Raw genomic sequence first — 15,341 nt, 5'->3', positions numbered from 1 at the left:
GAACTCATGCTTGTTCCCTCCTTTGGCCGGGCCGCCGTCTATTCTTTCACAACCTGATGCCCGCCGAATTCGTTCCGCAGCGCCGCCACCACTTTGCCGGAGAACGTATTCTCCTCCAGGGAGCGGTACCGCATCATCAGCGACAAGGCGATAACCGGCGTAGCGGTCTGCAGGTCGAGCGCGGTCTCGACGGTCCATTTGCCTTCGCCGGACGACTGCATGACGCCCCTCAGGCCTTCCAGCCTCGCATCCTTCGAGAAGGCGTTCTCCGTCAGCTCCATGAGCCACGAACGAACCACGGACCCGTTGTTCCATACGCGCGCGACTTTCTCGTAGTCAAAGTGGAAGGCGCTCTTCTCGAGGATCTCGAACCCTTCGGCAATCGACTGCATCATGCCGTACTCAACCCCGTTATGCACCATCTTCAGGAAGTGGCCGCTGCCGCTCTCGCCCGCATACAAATAACCGTTCTCCACGCAAATATCCTTGAAGAGCGGCTCCACATGGGCGAAGGCCTCTGCGTTGCCGCCGATCATCGTGCAGGCGCCATGCCGCGCGCCCTCCATGCCGCCGCTCGTACCGACGTCGAGGAAGTGTATGCCCTTCTCCTTCAGCTCTTCCGACCGGCGAATCGACTCCTTATAATTGGAATTTCCGCCGTCGATCAGAATATCCCCCGGGCTCAGGAGGCCCTTCAGCTCCTGAACGACTCCTTCCGTAATGTCGCCCGCAGGCACCATAATCCAAACGACCCGCGGGACGGGAAGCTGCTCCGTTAGCGCCGCGATCGTGGATACGCCGGCCGCTCCCTCCCGGGACAGGCGGTCCACCGCCTCCGGGTTCACGTCCGTAGCCACGACCTCATGCCCGTGCTCCATCACGTTGAGCGCGAGATTAAATCCCATTTTACCTAATCCGATTAGTCCCAGTTTCATGTCCAAAACTCCTTTGTGATTTGGCATCTTCATTAGCTCTATTATACGAAAATTATTTTCTCATTCAAATAAATAAAAGAAAAATTTTTTTCCAGCAAATCCATATGCTATAATTTTGTCACAAAAAGAAATAAGAGGGGGAGCCGCCATGGACAACTGCCTGGGCAAGATCCGATCCTACTACAGCAAGCTGAGCGAAAAAGAGAAACGGATCGCTAAATATATATTGGATCATCCTGACAAAATTATTCACAGCACCATCAATGAAGTCGCCGACGATCTGAATGTGGCGGACGCTACCGTATTCCGTTTTTGTAAGCGCTTAGGGTTCCGCGGCTACCAGGCGCTCAAGATCGCACTCGCTTCCGAGATCATGACCCCGATCCAACAAATCCATGAGGAGATTTCCGAGGACGACAACGAGAAGGTCGTTGCGGAAAAAATTTTCAAATCCAACATCCGCACACTGGAAAACACGCTGCAGATTCTGGACCGAAGCGCCATCGAAAAGGCCGTTGAGTGGATTCTGCAAGCGAACCGGCTTGAGCTGTACGGCATCGGCGGCTCGTCCGTCATCGCGATGGACGCCTACCATAAATTCATCCGTTCGGGCATTCTGGCGGTGGCGAACTACGATTCACACTTCCAGCTCATGTCGGCCTCGCAGCTGACGCAGCGGGATGTAGCGCTCGTCATCTCGCACTCCGGCACGAACAAGGACACGCTGCGCATCCTCCATGCGGCGAAGAAGAGCGGCGCGAAGACGATCGGCATCACGAGCTACCCGAAATCCCCAATCGGGCAAAATGTCGACGTCGCGCTCTTCACCAGCTCCGAGGAAACGGAATACCGGTCGGAGGCGCTCGCTTCGCGGATCGGCCAGCTGAGCCTGATCGACGCGCTCTACGTCAATATCATGATCCGCAACAAAGCGAACGCGAAGGTATCGCTCGAGAAGGTGCGGGAGGCGATCTCCGAGACCCGCATTTAGGGCGCTGAAGCGCCCCGCAGCAGCACGGTGATCCATCCAGGATAAACGGCTACACCGTCCTTGTCATACAAGGACCAGCGCGTTTATCAAGGTTAATGTGAAGCTATAAGTTACGACAACTTATAATTCTAATCATCGAATGAAAGGTGAACCCTACGTCCTATCGTAGAGTCCACCTTTTTTGCGCGCTTACACGAACACGGCCAGCACCATGATCAGCGCGAGCGCCACTACGGAGATGATCGTCTCTACGGCCGTCCACGTGAGCAGCGTTTCCTTCACGCTCATGCCGAAATATTCCTTGATCATCCAGAAGCCGGAATCGTTCACATGGGATAGAATCAGCGATCCTGCGCCCGTAGCGAGCACCAGAAGCTCTGCGCTCGTCCCCGGAATGACGGCCGCGATCGGGGCGACGATGCCCGCAGCGGTCATCATCGAGACGGTAGCCGAACCGGTGGCTACGCGAATCATTGCCGCAATGCCCCACCCCAGCAGAATGGGAGATACGTGCGAGGACTGCGCCCAATCGGCGATATATTTGCCGATCCCCGAGTCCAGCAGCACTTTATTGAAAGCGCCGCCCGCTCCGATGACGAGCAGAATGGTTGCTGTCGGAGCCAGGCAATCATTCGTAAATTTCAGGATCGTTTCCCTGCTCAGCCCCCGGGCGAAGCCGAGACTGAAGAAGGAGTATACAGTTGCAACGAGAAGCGCCACAACCGGGTCTCCCAGAAATTTAAAGAAATTGAACAGCGGGCTGTTCTTGACCAAGAAGAGATCGGCTATGGTCGCCGTCAGCATCAGGATGACCGGGACCAGCACGGTAAATACCGTGTTGCCGAAGCCCGGCAGCTCCTTCCCTTCCTTGCTCTCCGCCAGCTGCTCGCCGATTTCCTTCGGGATTTCCTTGAAGATGCGCTTGCCGATCCACTTCCCGTAGATCGGTCCGGCTATGATGGCCGTCGGAAGACCTACGATAATCGAATACAGAATCGTGAGACCGACATCCGCCTTGAAAATGCCGACCGCCGCCATAGCCGCCGGATGCGGAGGAACAAGCCCATGCACGACCGAGAGGCCCGCAACGAGAGGCAGACCGATCTGTACCAAGGATGCGCCGGTCTTGCGCGCAATCGTAAAGATGAGCGGTACGAGCAGGACGAAGCCTACTTGGAAGAAGACCGGGATCCCTACGATAAAAGCGACGAACATCATGGCCCAGTGAACGTTTCGTTCCCCGAACCGGTCGATGAGCGTCCTGGCGATCCGCTCGGCGCCGCCGGATTCCGCCATCATTTTGCCCAGCATCGTGCCCAGCACGAGGACGATCGCCAAGAACCCGAGCGTGTTACCCATACCGGCCTTGATCGAATCGATGATGCCGGGATGCGCCGAATCCGGTCCGACCAGAGGCATGCCAGCCGCATAGCCGACGCCGATCGCCGTAATGATCAGAGAGACAAAAGGATTTAATTTGGCCACAGTGATAAGCAACAGAAGTACGACAATCGCAGCCAATACGATAAGTAATAACAAGGTGAGCCCTCCTATCTTTTCTCCTGCCGCGAAGCGGCTTTTCAATTATATGAAAAAAAATTTCTCAAATCAATTATTATTTTGAAAAAATATTAATTCATATTGTTTCCATGTTGCTTCTGCGGTTACACTTTTTTCCACTCTTTGAAAACATTTCTTATATTGCGCCGATACGTCCGATCTATTCACAGAATGGGCAAAAAAAGAGAGCCTCGCCTTCCGGCGCGCCCTCCCCGCGCTTGCTGGGTTACCCCTTTAAATTAGGCCGATAGTCTCATAAATTACAAAATATTTATCTAAATTTTTCTTGCGGTCGTTCCAATACGTATGCAATAATTAATTGAGTTTCGTACATCACACGCTGTAGCTTGGAGCTGTTTATACAAGTGGATCTTCTCTTACTTAAATACAAGGATTCAGCGTACCGGCTGTTGCAAAAGTACAAGGACCGCGACTTTATTTACTATATTCCGTTTATCCTGCTGTCGCTTGACGCCCGATTGAGCTATTTCTTCTATTTGCTGAGGCCGGGGAATAGCTTGCCCCAATCCGAAGACTCCCAATGGTACATTGATTATGCCTACGCTTTAATGAACCATTTCAACATCGGCCTCCATATGAACGATATTATGTATTTAGGGTATAACGTCCTGCTTGCCTTGCTGCTTGCCGCAGTCAAGGACCCTGTTTCCGTCATCTTCATCCAAGCTGTCGTCGCCAGCCTGAGCATCATACTTGTATTTAAGATTGCGAGAATGCTGTTCAACCGCAGCACGGCCATCCTGGCGGCTTATTTCTACTATGATCTTTGGGACATGACGCTTTGGTCGACGTATATCCTGACCGAAACGTTCTTCATCACCCTTTTGCTGTTGAATGTCTACTTTCTCCTAATGGCTCTAAAATTCAATAAAAGCGTTTACAAAATTCTGTTCGTCGCAAGCGGCGCCTATATGCTGATCTTCCGTCCAACGGGGCTCGTCTCTTTTCTCTTTATTCTCATCTATATCGTGATCAATCTGGACCGTGCCGTCATCACCGGGTTTCTCCGAAAATACGGATGGATCATCGGCGGCTCCATCGCGTCCATGATTGCAGCCCTGGCTTTTGTGTACTCGCTCGGCAAGCTGGACCCCCTTCTCGCATCCATGCAGTTCAACGCCAAGAAAGTGCTGTACAATATATACGCCAACGGCTGGATTTACGATAAGCCTTCGCCATACGACCATAAATTCAAACCGAACTATACGATAAACATAGGGAACAGCCTTATCGCCAGCTTCATCGTCAACAACTGGGACAACGTACTTGTCATCTACGGCAAGCGTACGATTGCCTTCCTCGGAAGATGGGTGTGGCAGACGGACCTGCATACCAAACGCGGCGTGCTCCGAATCGTCCATCAGTTGCTTCCGACCTTGTTGTTCGTAACGGGAACGGTCGCGGCGATCGCAGGCAAGCGGTTCAGGAAAGCCTCGGTGCTTTGGCTGATCATTCTGGCCGTTTATCTCTTCTGTATTGTCTTCTTCATTGACTTCATGTACCGTTACAAAGCTCCAGGCATGCCGTTCATCGTCATTGTCGTCGCTTACGGGGCCAATCGCGTCATTTACTGGGCCTTATCAATCGCCAATAAATATTCGGGGATGTTGCTATATGGAACAAGGAAACCTGCAAAGAAAAATACTGATCGTTATTCCTGCATTCAATGAGCAGCACAATATCTCCAAGGTCATCTACGATGTCCGGGAGAGCATCCCCGATTCGGATATTCTCGTGATTAACGACTGCTCCCAGGACGCCACCTCGGCGACCGCCAGGAAGTCGGAAGGGGTCAAGGTGGTCGACCTCCCCTATAATCTCGGCATCGGCGGGGCCGTACAGACCGGTTTCATGTACGCTCATGCGCACGATTATGATTTTATGGTCCAAATCGACGGGGACGGCCAGCATATGCCGAAGGAAGTGGACAAGCTGTTTCTGACGATGTCCCGTACCGGGGCCGATATGGTCATCGGCTCGCGCTTTCTCGATATCAAGTCGTTTCGGACCAGCTGGACTCGAAGACTCGGCATCAAGGTATTTTATGTACTGTTCCGGCTGCTGATCCAAACGAAGGTGACCGACAGCACCTCGGGCTTCCGCATCTATAACCGGAAGAGCATCCAGCTGCTGTCCAAGCACTATCCGGACGATTATCCGGAGCCGGACGCGATCATTTTGCTCAAAAAGCACGGACTTCACATATGCGAGGTAGGCGTTGAAATGAGGCAGCGCGAGCACGGCTCGTCCTCCATCACCCCCATTAAGAGCCCGTATTATATGATGAAGGTTATCTTATCAATCTTATTCTCTTATACCAGGACAAGGTGGTGAACGGACATGCCGGGTGCAAATCTGGACAGCATTCATCTGATCGGCACTGCCTTCAGTCTGTTCCTCCTGATCTCCGTGTTTCTGCTGGTCAGGGCAAGACTGATCAAAGAAAAATATTCGCTCGTCTGGTTTCTGATCGGGATCTTTACGCTGGTGATGTCCCTGTTCAAAGGCTTGATGGACTGGTTCTCGAATCTGATCGGCGTAGATTACGCGCCCTCCGCTTTCTTCGCCATCCTGGTCTCCTGCGCTTATTTGCTGCTGCTGAATATGAGCGTCAGCCTCTCCGGGATGAAGATGCACAACAAAGCGCTCACCCAGGAGCTGGGCCTTACGAAGCTAAGGCTGGAGGAGCTGGAAAAGAAATTGACAAGGGGCGATTCCCATTAAGTTTTTGATGTTGTTCGGAAGCGTTACGTTAACCGTCCTGGCCAGCACCCTGTTGAAAATCGGGAGCCGGTCGGTGAACTTCGAGGGCCCTCTCTGGACGATCGCGCTCGGATACCTTACCTCTCCCGTCATTATTGCGGGCTTTGCCGTCTACGCCATGGCCGCCTTGGTCTGGGTGTACTGCCTGTCCGCATTCGATCTGAGCTATGTGACGTTCGTTTCGAGCGTGCAGTATGTGCTGCTGATTCTCGTCTCGATCCTCGTATTCCAGGAGCAGATCAGCGTGATGAAATGGTCGGGGACGGTCATTATTATGATCGGCGTTATTTTTTGGTTGAGAGGTTAGCATGGCGATGTTCAGGTGCGTAGCTTATACCGACTCGATGCAAGAAGCCTGGGACCGGCTGGCCTGGTCCGAAGGAACGGTGTACCATACGACGGCCTTCCGCCAAATTCTACTCCGCTCATTCGGTTACCGCTGCAGATACCACGCCGTGGTGGACCGGGAGGACCGGATCCGCGCGCTGCTTCCTCTCGTCGGCGGCCGAAACCTCGGGCTGAAGCAGGCGGGGGTCTCGCTGCCTTTCATCAACTATTGCGATATCGTGTCCGACAGCGAGGAAGCCTTCAGGTTTGGCCTGGAATCGCTCGCGGAGCTGAAGGAGAGGCTGCGGCTGGGCTATATCGAGCTCCGGTTCAAGGAACGGAGCCCGGACCTCCCCGGCTGGACGGAGAACCTGGCCCACTACACCTTCGTCCTGCCTTTATCGGAGGATGAGGAGCAGGTATTGGCCCGTTCTAGCGGCAGCAACCGCAACCATGTCCGGAAGGTATACAAGAACGATTGGTTCGAGACGTCCTTCGATACGGGCCATCTGGATGCGTTCTATAACGTCTATGTCCGAAGGATGAAGCAGCTCGGCTCGCCCGCTCCCTCCATTCGTTATTTCCGGCAATTTTTCGAATGCTTGCCGGACCACGCTGCGCTGCTGACCGTCCTGGATAAGGCGACCCGGAACGTAGTAGGCGGGATGCTGCTTGTGAAAAGTCCCGGCAATTCGACCGTATACTATCCGTACGGGGCCAATCTTATCGAATACAACGGCAAGTATCTTAACAATTTCATGTACTGGGAAGCGGTCCGTTTCGGCATTCGCAGCGGAATGCGGTATCTGGACCTCGGCCGCTCGCAGGCCGGCTCCGGTACGTATAAGTACAAGCTGCAGTGGGGCGCCGAGCCCGTGCAGCTCTCGTATAGGACGTACGATGGCGGCTCATCGGTCTCCGGCACGCCGGACAAGGATCGCCTGCGGCTCTTCATCGAGCTGTGGAAGGTTGCGCCGGGCTTCATCACAATGCCGGTGGGCGAGCGGCTGATTAAGTATTTGATGCCTTAAGGTTTTGGAAGCATACGCTTAGCTTTCCATTAGGAAAGCTGCTTCGGAAGCATTATAACGGCAAGCATTTTGTCATCAGCGGAGGAATGCAAGGGATGAGCAGTTCCAATATGAACTGGAAGCAATATTTTGACCAAAAGGCCGAAACGCACGGAGCATCCGTCAAATCATCCGATTATTTCGATGACGACAGCTTCTTCATGCAGCGGGACCATACCCTCCGCTGGCTGGGGGAGCTGCAGCACAAAGAAATTCTCGATGCCGGCTGCGGCGTGGGCGCCTTCAGCGAGCCGCTTGTGAAGCGCAATACCGTGTACGGTGTCGATTTCTCTCAGAAGAGCCTCGAATTCGCGGCGGCCCGCGGGCTGAAGACGATGACGGAGGACTTGACGGCGCTGCCGTTCGAGGACGGCAAATTCGATGTAGTCTTGTGCATCGGCGTCATCCAGCTGATCGAGCAGCATGCAGCGGTGCTGAAGGAGCTCGCGAGAGTGACGAAGCCGGGGGGGACGCTGCTCATACAGACGCTCCACCGGGGCTCCATTCAGCGGAAGCTGCTCAAGCTGTTCGAGCAAAGCAAGAAGTTCGATAAAATGTACGGTATGGACGAGCTGAAGCAGCTGTTCGATCAGTACGGCCTGGAGGATATGCAATATTTGAAGATGTATCATCCGTTCAAGTTCGTCACCAAGGGCGAGGCGCGAACGGTCTCTGACCTGTTCTGCACCTCGTTCGCGATCAAAGGGAGCAAGAAAATTGACTAGCCCGACATCTCTCCATCCATCCGCCCCTGGGACGGGCGTCACCAATATGCTGACCTTTGATATCGAGGAATGGTTTCATGCCAATTACGACGATGTCGTGCCGGACCGCAGCAAGGGCTCCGGCTTTCGCTCCCATATGGATAAGCTGCTGGAGCTGTGCAGCGAGACCGGGAGCAAGGCGACCTTTTTCGTGCTCGGCTATATTGGGGAGCATTACCCGGATGTGGTCCGGGCGATCGCCCGCGAGGGGCATGACGTGGCGTCCCACGGATATGCTCATGAGCTAGCCTATAAGCAGACCATCGATGTCTTCAAGGCGGATGTGAAGAAATCGGTCGATATCCTGGAGGAGCTTACCGGGACGAAAATTATCGGATACCGGGCGCCGTCCTGGTCCATCGTGGAGAGCAATCTCCACTACCTGGAAGCGCTGGAGGAGCTCGGCATGAAGTACGACGCCAGCATTTTTCCCGTGAAGACGTTCCTGTACGGCATTCCGACGGCTCCCACGGAAATCCATAAGCCCCGGGTTAACGGAAGAACGCTCGGGCTGTACGAGGTCCCGATGTCCGTCATGAAGCTGGGCGGGAGGAACATAGGGTATTCCGGGGGCTTCTACTTCCGGTTCTTCCCCAGGTTCGTCGTCAAGCAGGCGATTCGCTCGGCGAACCGGCAGGGGAACAGTTCCATCGTCTACCTGCATCCGAGAGAGATCGACGAGAAGGAGCACAAGCTCGACCTGCCGATGAAGGAGAGCTTCATCCATTATTACAATGTGCGCGGTACTTACGCCAAGCTGGAGAATGTGCTCCGGAGCTTCCGCTTCACCTCGATATCGGACCACCTGAAGCGGCATTACGGCCTGGAGACTTGAATCTTACGCAGAAAAGCACCGACCCAACGGGTCGATGCTTTTTTCGTTTTTTAACAGTTATTTAGAGAAGAGCTTCTCCTCGTCATCCATGGCCAGCTCTGCGCCCAACGCCGAATAATCGAGCCACGGCTGCTCCGCCGCCCAAGCGGGAATCAGCCGAATTTATACGTGATCCCGTATCCGCCCTTCGGATACACCCATTCAATGTTATCGTAGGGACAGGCGATCCGGCACGTGCCGCATTCGATGCAGTTCTCGTACGCCACCGTCGTCATCTTCTGCTTCTTCTCCCATTCGTACACATCGGCCGGGCAAAAATAATTGCAGTCCTTCGTCACGCACTTCAGGCAGTTCTGGTGCTCCTTAATGATCAAGTGAGATACGTCGTCGCATTTGAAGCGGATCGTAAACAGCTTGTCGGAAATCAGCTCGCTCATCCGTTCATCGCCCTCCAGCTCTTGTAGCCTAGCTTCATCAGGTTCATCGTGCCGCCGGCAGCCTCCTTGATCAATTTCACGGCGAGCCGCTGCTTCTCCGCCTTGGGCACGCCGTCCACCAAGAACATATGGTATGCCGCTTCATTCAGCGCATGAGGCAGCTTGTCGAACAGGAGCTCGGGGTCCTGCTCCTTCAGGAAATGGTGCATCCCCTTGTACTTCTTCAAGTCCTTCTCGATAAAAGAGCTCCGGAGCTTTTCGTCATACCGCTTCAGCGAAGCCCTCGTATAGTCGCCCTTGGCCTTCGCCTCGACAATCGCCTCGCCGGCCAGCCGCCCCGAGGTCATGGCGAGGTTCGTGCCCTCCCGGTGGACGAAGTTCACGAGCTGCGCCGCGTCGCCCACAATGCACCATCCGTCTCCGGACAGCGGAGGAATGGAATGATAGCCGCCTTCCGGGATCAGATGTCCCGAATATTCGAGCGCCTCCCCGCCCTGGATCAGCTTACGGATCATCGGATGCTGTTTGGCCGCCTCCAGCAAGGCATACGGCTTGATCCGCTTCTCCCGGAGCTGGTCGACCATGACGCCGACCCCGAGCGAAAGCGTCTCCTTGTTCGTGTACAGGAAGCCCATCCCCGCCATCCCGAGCGTCGTTTCCCCCATGAACTCGATCGTAACGCCTTCGTCGCCCTCCAACTGGAAGCGATCCTCGATCTTCTCCCTCGGCAGGGCGATCACTTCCTTCACCGCCAGGGAGACCTCATCCGGCTTCCATTCCTTGTGGATGCCCAGCGACTTGCCGAGCAAGGAATTGACGCCGTCCGCGACGACCACCACATCGGCATACAAATTCCCGTCCGACCGGTCCGTCTTGACGCCGACGACGCGGTCCCCTTCCTTGAGGAATTCCGTAGCCACCGTCTGGTACACCGGGATCGCCCCGGCCTGCACCGCCTTGTCGGCAAACCATTGATCGAACTTCACCCGCAGTCCGGTAAAACAGTTGTACGGCTCCTTATACGCCTCGTTCCGATGGCCGAACGTCACCACCGATTCCTTGCCCATCATCCAGATGCGCTGCTCCACGATATGCCGTTCCATAGGGAAGCCCTTCTCCGTCCAAAACTCCGGCACGAGGTCCTCCAGCATCCTGCGGTACAGCACGCCGCCGAATATATTTTTGGCGCCCGGGAACTCGCCCCGCTCCAGCAAAACAACCGAGAGGCCCGCCCGGGCCATCGTGAGAGCCGCTGCGGCTCCGGCCGGACCGGCGCCCACGACCACCGCGTCGAATTTCTCGCTCAATGTCCCCCGCTCCTTTCCTGCAGCAGCGCCGCTTCCGCTATCGCGCCAGCTGGAGGCTTCGGCGCAGCCGTTCCCCCGGCCCGGTCCGCCGCCCGCTTCTTCCGGACCTCGGCCGTAATGGCCGGGACGATCTTGAACAAATCCCCGACGATCCGGTAATGCGCGGTTTGAAAGATCGGCGCATCCGGATCCTTGTTGATCGCCACGATCACCTCCGAGCCCGACATCCCGACCGTGTGCTGCACCGCCCCCGAGATCCCGATTGCAAAATACAGCTTCGGCCGCACCGTACAGCCGGTTTGTCCGACCTGATGCTCGTGCTTGATCCAGCCGGCATCGACCGCCGCCCGCGAAGCGCCCACCACGCCCCCGAGCGCATCCGCCAGCTCCTTCAGCAGGGCGAAGGGCTCCGGCCCGCCGAGCCCCCGCCCGCCCGCGACAATGATGTCCGCTTCCTCCAGGTTCACCTTCTCCTGACCCTGGATGAAATCCAGCACCTCCGTCGCAATATCCTCCTCGGTCATCGGGCTGGCTATACGGATAATGTCTCCTTCGCGGCTCGTGTCGCGGGCCAGCGCCTGGAACACGCCCGCGCGGGCGGTCGCCATCTGCGGACGGTACTGCTTGCACAGGATCGTCGCCATCATTTTCTCGGAGAATGCGGGCCGACTCGCCAGCAGCAGCCGCGACGGATGCGGCTCGACATCGAGCTCAGTCGTATCGGCCGTAAGCCCGGTCGGCAGGTGCGTCGCGATCGCTCCCGCGAGGTCGCGGCCCGTCCCAGTAGCTCCGAACAAGCAAATCTCCGGCTTCGCCTCGTCGATGACCTTCATCGCAACCCGGCTGTAAGGCCGGGTCCGGTAAGCCCGAAGCTCCGGCGCATCGCACAGGAATACCTTGTCCGCGCCGTAATACACCGCCTCTTCGGCCAAATGCTCCACTTGATGCCCGATGACCAGCGCGATCAGCCCGACCTCCAGCTTCTCCGCGAGCCGCTTGCCTTCCCCGAGCAGCTGCCAGGAAACCTTCTTCGCCTCGCCTCCGCGCTGCTCCACAAACACCAGCACGCCCCGGTACGCGGACCAATCGGGCGCCTCAACCGTATCTCTTCTTGCAGACACCGGCTTCTCCTCCTTTATGACGTCCAGCCTAACCGATCCGGCAGACCGATTCCCCACAGCTTCTCGACCAGCTGCGCGGCCGCCTGCTCCGGACGGTCCCCGCCGACCTGCTCCCCGTTGATTTTGCGGACCTCGGGCACCCAAGTCTTGCTGACGATGGTCGGCGATCCCTTCAGCCCGATCTTCGCCCCGTCCAGATCGGGAAAATCCGCCGTCGTCCATACGACCGGCTTAAACCGCGCCGCCTTGATCATCCCCGGCAGCGAAGCCCGGCGAACCGTATTCAGCTCCTTCAGCGCCGTAATGAGCACCGGCATCGGGGACCGGACGACTTCCGTGCCGTCCTCCAGCACGCGGTGGACCGTCACGGTCCGTCTGCCCGGATCGACCTCGGCGACTTTCCCTACATACGTGAGCTGATCTACATCGAGCCGGCAGGCAATGCCCGGTCCGACCTGTCCGGTATCGCCGTCGAGCGTCTGCTTCCCGCAGAAGATCAGATCCGCTTTTCCCCACTCCGCCTCCACCTTCTCGATGGTTTTGGCCAGTACGTAGGAGGTCGCCAGCGTATCGGCTCCGGCAAATTTCCGGTCGGTCACGAGCACCGCCTCGTCCGCCCCGAGCGAGATGCATTCCTTCAGCGCCTTCTCTGCCGGAGGAGGCCCCATGGTAACGACCGTCACCCGCGCCCCATGCTCATCCTTGATGCGCAGCGCCTCCTCAAGTCCGTGCAAATCATAGAAATTCACGATGCTCGGCACCCCTTGCCGGATCAAGGTATTGTTTACGGGATCGATGCGGATTTCCCGGCTGTCGGGGACCTGTTTGATGCAGACGATCAGATGAAGCATGTTCTCCCTCCTTCACATGAATTAGATGGCTTCCCAGTAGTCCCAGTAAGGATGGACGAAGGTGCGGGTCAGCCGGTCCTGCTCGGAGCTGGTCTTGATCGCCTCCGATAGTTTCCAGGCCTTCTCGAACGTACCCGGCGCGAGCGTATGAAACAGCGGCGGAGACGCCCAGAACACGCTGTGGACCGACACCGGAAACACCACCACCTTCCATCCGCGGTCCGGCGGGTCCTCCACCCACATCAGCGCTATCAGCCAGTCGGTGAACTTGCCGGGTCTTCCGTCCTTGCCGGTGTACATGTCCTCCAAGCCCATCCGGTCCTCCCGCCCGATCGGAATGAGCGGTCTCGGGTACAGGTCGGCCAGATGAAGAAACGATCCCATCGCTTTACCCCCTCCATGAAGCTCACGCGGAGATGGAATGCCATTCGGATAAGCGCTTGCAATGCTTCGCTTCGTCATGCACGTATGTTCTATCCTATGCGGACTTGTCAGAATCTTTCCATGCGGGAGGCACGTAATTTTTTCGAGCGGGAACGTTACGCAGTTGGAGAAGCAATTCCGCGATATCGACTGGGAGCCGCCTCTGGCCTATCAAAAAACAAAGAGCAGCGACCGAAGGGGTCGATGCTCTTTGTTTTTGCGCTTCACTTACCAGCCGAAGTCCAGCGTTTTGCCTGTTTCCACATACGTCTTGACGTTGCTTAGGATCATCCACCAGGAATTTCTGGCATTCTCGAACGAAGGATGGTTGTCACTATACTGGTCGTTGATCAAGGTCAGCTTCGTACAGCTGCCGACCGTATCCAGCGTATACATAATTCTTGAGGTCAGCTCTTCATGATTCGCGTGGTAGGATGGGCCTGGATGCTCGATGCAGCTCATCTCCTTGCCCGGCACACAGGTCAGGATCGTCCCGTACACATGCACCGTCTCGTCGCCTTCGGCTCCCGGACCAATATAGGCGAACGGTTCTCCTTCCTTAAGGGAGGACTGGAAGACGCAATTAAAAAAGATTTTGCGCGTCCCTTCATCCGATACGAGCGCATCCCACACCTGTTCGGGGGTGCCGTCGATATAAAATTCGTATTTCAGTTCCATAAGATCTCTCCTTTTCTTGAGACAAGCCTCGTGTTTGAAATTCCGGGACTTCTGCGGCTGCTAAGATGTGTTAAACTAAAGATAGCCGATCTCCAATTGGTAGTATTGTAAAAATGCGACAACCCCCGTCAAAATGATAGACAGGAGCGACCGAACATGAATTCCCATGTCCCCATGCCCAGTATGGGCGTCCTGTATTTAAGCGAAGGCTCGCAGAAGTTTCAATTGACGCGCCACGCTCCGTCGGAGGATCTTCGGTTTTTCGTCAAGCATTACTGGATCGTCACCTGGGATTTAACGGGACAACCTCCGTACTTGCAGGACGTTTTTCCGAATCCGTGCGTGAATCTCGTCATCGAACCGGGCAAGTCCGGCATCTTCGGCCCCGCCAAGGCTAAATTCTCTTATCTCCTCCAGGGCCAAGGCTGCGTATTCGGCGTCAAGTTCAAGCCCGGCGGATTTTATCCGTTTCTCCGGCGGCAGGTCACCGGCTTATCGGAGCATCCGATACCTATTAGAGACGTGTTCGATGTGGATGCTGCCCAGGCGGAGCGCGACATCCTGTCCCGGAAAGAAGAACGGCAGATGGTTGAGCTGGCGGAGGGCTTCCTGCGCCCTAAGCTTCCGGGGAAGGATGAAACCATCACCCTGATCAACGATATCATCGACCGGATCAGGGACGAAACGGACATCACCCGGGTGGATCACATCGCGGAATGCTTCGGCCTCAGCGTAAGAAAGCTACAGCGCCTCTTCCATCAATACGTCGGCGTCAGTCCGAAATGGGTCATTCAGCTGTACCGGCTCCATAACGCCGCGGAAGCGGCGGAACGCGGCCGGCAGCCGGACTGGCTGAAGCTGTCGATGGATCTCGGATACCATGACCAGTCTCATTTTATCAAAGACTTCAAGGCCGCGACCGGGAAAACCCCGGAGGAGTATGCTCGCCGGAATGCATAGGGATGACGGCCAAGGTTCGCCGCAAACCCGATACCGAATTTACGGCGCCCCCCTCCATATCCTTTCTCCCCATATTTCCAGCGTGATGCCGCCGTCGCGGCTGCGGGGCAAGCCGTTCATCTCATCCGGCTGCCCTGTGTCCTATTCGTACGGTTTCACGTCAAACCGATAGGTACCCTCATCCACCTTGCTTTTCTAGGTCGTAAAGCAAAAAACAGGCCCACGCCAACAACGTGAGCCTGCTTTCTGTGCAGCTTACTTATAATAAGACGTGGTCAGCGGCATGAACAAACTGCCG

At 56.0% G+C, this 15,341-nt stretch carries 17 protein-coding genes; 9 read left to right on the top strand and 8 right to left on the bottom strand.

Annotated features, from left to right (window positions below; all coding sequences use genetic code 11):
- Positions 1-38: 38 nt before the first annotated feature.
- Positions 39-935 carry a phosphogluconate dehydrogenase (NAD(+)-dependent, decarboxylating) gene (gene gnd / locus O9H85_RS16520; protein ID WP_269882518.1) on the bottom strand — a complete coding sequence of 299 codons (897 nt, stop codon included), beginning with the start codon at positions 933-935 and terminating at the stop codon, positions 39-41.
- A 148-nt stretch (positions 936-1,083) separates the two neighbouring features.
- Between gnd and O9H85_RS16515 the strand changes: the two genes are divergently transcribed.
- Entirely contained in the window at positions 1,084-1,926 is an 843-nt protein-coding gene (locus O9H85_RS16515; protein ID WP_269882517.1) for a MurR/RpiR family transcriptional regulator, read from the top strand.
- Between the two features lie 189 nt (positions 1,927-2,115).
- Here O9H85_RS16515 and O9H85_RS16510 read toward each other — a convergent pair whose 3' ends face one another.
- Positions 2,116-3,465 (bottom strand): GntP family permease, encoded by a 1,350-nt coding sequence (locus O9H85_RS16510; protein ID WP_269882516.1) that lies wholly within the window; start codon positions 3,463-3,465, stop codon positions 2,116-2,118.
- 386 nt (positions 3,466-3,851) lie between these two features.
- On the opposite strand from O9H85_RS16510, the gene O9H85_RS16505 reads away from it, so the two are divergent.
- The 7 genes from O9H85_RS16505 (at position 3,852) to O9H85_RS16475 (ending at position 9,266) form a co-directional block, all read left to right on the top strand.
- The gene (locus O9H85_RS16505; RefSeq protein WP_269882515.1) at positions 3,852-5,177 is read left to right on the top strand and encodes a glycosyltransferase family 39 protein; all 1,326 of its coding nucleotides are present in this window, start codon (positions 3,852-3,854) and stop codon (positions 5,175-5,177) included.
- Positions 5,122-5,841: a glycosyltransferase family 2 protein gene (locus tag O9H85_RS16500; RefSeq protein ID WP_269882514.1), complete on the top strand. Its 720-nt coding sequence runs from the start codon at positions 5,122-5,124 to the stop codon at positions 5,839-5,841. The genes O9H85_RS16505 and O9H85_RS16500 overlap by 56 nt, the downstream gene beginning before the upstream one ends.
- Before the next feature lie 6 nt (positions 5,842-5,847).
- Positions 5,848-6,231, top strand: a complete 384-nt coding sequence (locus O9H85_RS16495) for a DUF2304 domain-containing protein (protein ID WP_269882513.1) — start codon at positions 5,848-5,850, stop codon at positions 6,229-6,231.
- A 73-nt stretch (positions 6,232-6,304) separates the two neighbouring features.
- The gene (locus O9H85_RS16490; protein WP_269882512.1) at positions 6,305-6,577 is read left to right on the top strand and encodes an EamA family transporter; all 273 of its coding nucleotides are present in this window, start codon (positions 6,305-6,307) and stop codon (positions 6,575-6,577) included.
- A gap of 1 nt (position 6,578) precedes the next feature.
- Positions 6,579-7,628, top strand: coding sequence for a GNAT family N-acetyltransferase (locus O9H85_RS16485; protein WP_269882511.1), 1,050 nt, complete (start codon positions 6,579-6,581; stop codon positions 7,626-7,628).
- Between the two features lie 95 nt (positions 7,629-7,723).
- Positions 7,724-8,392 (top strand): class I SAM-dependent methyltransferase, encoded by a 669-nt coding sequence (locus O9H85_RS16480; RefSeq protein WP_269882510.1) that lies wholly within the window; start codon positions 7,724-7,726, stop codon positions 8,390-8,392.
- A complete protein-coding gene (locus O9H85_RS16475; protein WP_269882509.1) occupies positions 8,385-9,266 on the top strand; it encodes a polysaccharide deacetylase family protein in 882 nt (293 codons plus the stop codon). The genes O9H85_RS16480 and O9H85_RS16475 overlap by 8 nt, the downstream gene beginning before the upstream one ends.
- 152 nt (positions 9,267-9,418) lie before the next feature.
- On the opposite strand, the gene O9H85_RS16470 is transcribed toward O9H85_RS16475, so the two are convergent.
- The 6 genes from O9H85_RS16470 to O9H85_RS16445 form a co-directional block, all read right to left on the bottom strand.
- Positions 9,419-9,703 carry a ferredoxin family protein gene (locus O9H85_RS16470; protein ID WP_269882508.1) on the bottom strand — a complete coding sequence of 95 codons (285 nt, stop codon included), beginning with the start codon at positions 9,701-9,703 and terminating at the stop codon, positions 9,419-9,421.
- Entirely contained in the window at positions 9,700-11,010 is a 1,311-nt protein-coding gene (locus O9H85_RS16465) for an FAD-dependent oxidoreductase (protein WP_269882507.1), read from the bottom strand. The genes O9H85_RS16470 and O9H85_RS16465 overlap by 4 nt, the downstream gene beginning before the upstream one ends.
- Positions 11,007-12,131 carry an electron transfer flavoprotein subunit alpha/FixB family protein gene (locus O9H85_RS16460; protein ID WP_269882506.1) on the bottom strand — a complete coding sequence of 375 codons (1,125 nt, stop codon included), beginning with the start codon at positions 12,129-12,131 and terminating at the stop codon, positions 11,007-11,009. Before O9H85_RS16460 ends, O9H85_RS16465 begins: the two co-directional genes overlap by 4 nt.
- 14 nt (positions 12,132-12,145) lie before the next feature.
- A complete protein-coding gene (locus O9H85_RS16455; protein WP_269882505.1) occupies positions 12,146-12,982 on the bottom strand; it encodes an electron transfer flavoprotein subunit beta/FixA family protein in 837 nt (278 codons plus the stop codon).
- 21 nt (positions 12,983-13,003) lie between these two features.
- Positions 13,004-13,444: a hypothetical protein gene (locus O9H85_RS16450; protein ID WP_269882504.1), complete on the bottom strand. Its 441-nt coding sequence runs from the start codon at positions 13,442-13,444 to the stop codon at positions 13,004-13,006.
- Between the two features lie 189 nt (positions 13,445-13,633).
- Complete coding sequence (locus O9H85_RS16445) at positions 13,634-14,083, bottom strand: SRPBCC domain-containing protein (protein WP_269882503.1); 450 nt, start codon at positions 14,081-14,083, stop codon at positions 13,634-13,636.
- Positions 14,084-14,239: 156 nt separating this feature from the next.
- On the opposite strand from O9H85_RS16445, the gene O9H85_RS16440 reads away from it, so the two are divergent.
- Positions 14,240-15,043: a helix-turn-helix domain-containing protein gene (locus O9H85_RS16440; protein ID WP_269882502.1), complete on the top strand. Its 804-nt coding sequence runs from the start codon at positions 14,240-14,242 to the stop codon at positions 15,041-15,043.
- The last annotated feature ends 298 nt before the right edge of the window (positions 15,044-15,341 follow it).

Origin of the sequence: Paenibacillus gyeongsangnamensis (assembly GCF_027533625.1) — a bacterium.
In the GTDB taxonomy this organism is placed as follows: Bacteria; Bacillota; Bacilli; order Paenibacillales; family NBRC-103111; genus Paenibacillus_G; species Paenibacillus_G gyeongsangnamensis.
The sequence above is the reverse complement of the archived record's forward strand: the minus strand, read 5'-3'. Positions and strand labels throughout refer to the sequence as shown.